Annotated in this window: 2 protein-coding genes; one reads left to right on the plus strand and one right to left on the minus strand. The window is 73.2% G+C overall.

What is annotated here, in order from left to right:
- Window positions 1–1,262, plus strand: a 1,262-nt coding sequence (locus tag ACR9ZK_RS21485; RefSeq protein ID WP_481343998.1) for an FAD-dependent monooxygenase family protein, incomplete at its 5' end; no start/stop codon positions are given.
- Between the two features lie 49 nt (window positions 1,263–1,311).
- On the opposite strand, the gene ACR9ZK_RS21490 is transcribed toward ACR9ZK_RS21485, so the two are convergent.
- A partial coding sequence (locus tag ACR9ZK_RS21490) for an ACT domain-containing protein (protein ID WP_481343999.1) occupies window positions 1,312–1,803 on the minus strand: 492 nt, incomplete at its 5' end.

Consider the following 1,803-nt stretch of genomic DNA (forward strand, 5'->3'; position numbering starts at 1 on the left):
CGGTGGTCGTCGTCGACCGCGACGCCGGACCGCCCGCCACCGGGCACTGGGACCGACGCGGTGTCATGCAGTTCCACCACGCCCACGCCTTCCGGCCCCAGGTCGGTCGGGTCCTCCAGGAGGTCGCACCGGACGCCTGGGACGCCTGGCTCGCCGCTGGCGCCGAACCGGTGCCGCTCCCCCTGCCGGACGGCACCGAGATCCTCGGTGGCGTCCGCTCGCGGCGCGAGACGTTCGAGCGGGCGGTGCGGGCGGCGGCCGGGGTCCAGCCCGGGCTGACCCTGGAGGTGGGACACGTCGACGGCGTCACGACCCGCTGCGGTCGGGTCGGCGGCCTCAGCGTCGACGGCCGTGACGTGCCCGCCGACCTCGTCATCGACGCGTCGGGCCGGTCAGGGCGCGTCAACCGGCACCTGCGCGCCCCGGGGATCGGCGGCGAGTGCGGCATCGCCTACGTCGACCGGCTCTACCAGCTGCGCGCCGGAGCCGACCCGCCACTGACGAATCCCATTGCCTGGCAAGGAAACTACGACGGCTTCGAGGTCCTCGTCTTCCCTCACGAGAAGGGCGTCTTCTCCGCCCTCATCATCCGCAACACCTCGGACCGCTCGCTCGTAGACCTGCGCCACACCGCGGCGTTCGAGGCCGCTGCTGCCGCCGTGCCCGGTCTCGCGGCGTGGACCGACCCGTCCGTGGCCACCCCGCTCACCGACGCGCTGCCCGGCGGTCCGCTGCTCAACGTCTACCGCGGGCAGCACGGGCCGGACGGCCGGCCCGCGCTGCCGGGGCTCGTCTTCGTGGGTGACGCGGTGTGCACCACGACGCCGAACTTCGGCCGCGGCGTCACGACCTCCCTGCTCCAGGTGGCCGAGCTGCTCCGGCTCCTCGACGAGCACGGCACCGACCTCGAGGCGCTCTCGCTCGGGCTCGACGCCTTCGGCGAGGCGAGCATGCGGCCCTGGGTCGAGGACCACGTGCACATGGACTCGGCGCAGGCCCGACGCTGGTCGGGTGAGGACATCGACCTCTCCCGCCCGCTGCCCTCCGACATCATCATGATGGCCGCGGAGCGGGACCCCTCGATCGGCGAGCTCATCGGTCCGTACGCCGCGATGACCGCGCTGCCCGCGAGCCTGCGGGCCGCCGAGGACCGGGCCCGTGCCGTCTACGCGACCGGCTGGCGGCGACCCTTCGACCCCGGCCCGACGCGCGGGGAGCTCGCCGAGGTCGTGGCCCGTTCGGTGCCCGCGGTGGCCCACTGACGCCGTCACGAGACGACGCGGCCCAGCTCACCGGGCGGGGCAGCGAGCGTCAGCGGCCGGTGCCGCCGTAGACGATGGCGTCCTCGGCCGAGTCGAGACCGAAGGCGGTGTGCACGGCACGGACGGCGTCGTCGAGCTGCTCGGCGCGCGTCACCGCCGAGACGCGGATCTCGGAGGTCGAGATCATCTCGATGTTGATCCCGGCCTCGGCCAGGGCCCCGAAGAACTTCGCCGAGACGCCGGGGTGGCTCTTCATGCCGGCGCCGACGAGGGCGATCTTGCCGATCTTGTCATCGAGCCGCAGGTCCTCGTACTCGACCTCGGCCCTGATGCCCTGCAGCACCTGCATGCCGCGGGCGCCGTCGGCCTGCGGCAGCGTGAAGGAGATGTCGGTCTTGGCCGTCTGGGCCGCCGACACGTTCTGGACGATCATGTCGATGTTGATGCCGGCCTCGGCGATGGCGCCGAAGATCTTCGCGGCGATCCCGACGCGGTCGGGCACCCCGACGATGGTGATCTTGGCCTCGCTGCGGTCGTGGGC

This window comes from Monashia sp. HAY1-5C (genome assembly GCF_056755255.1).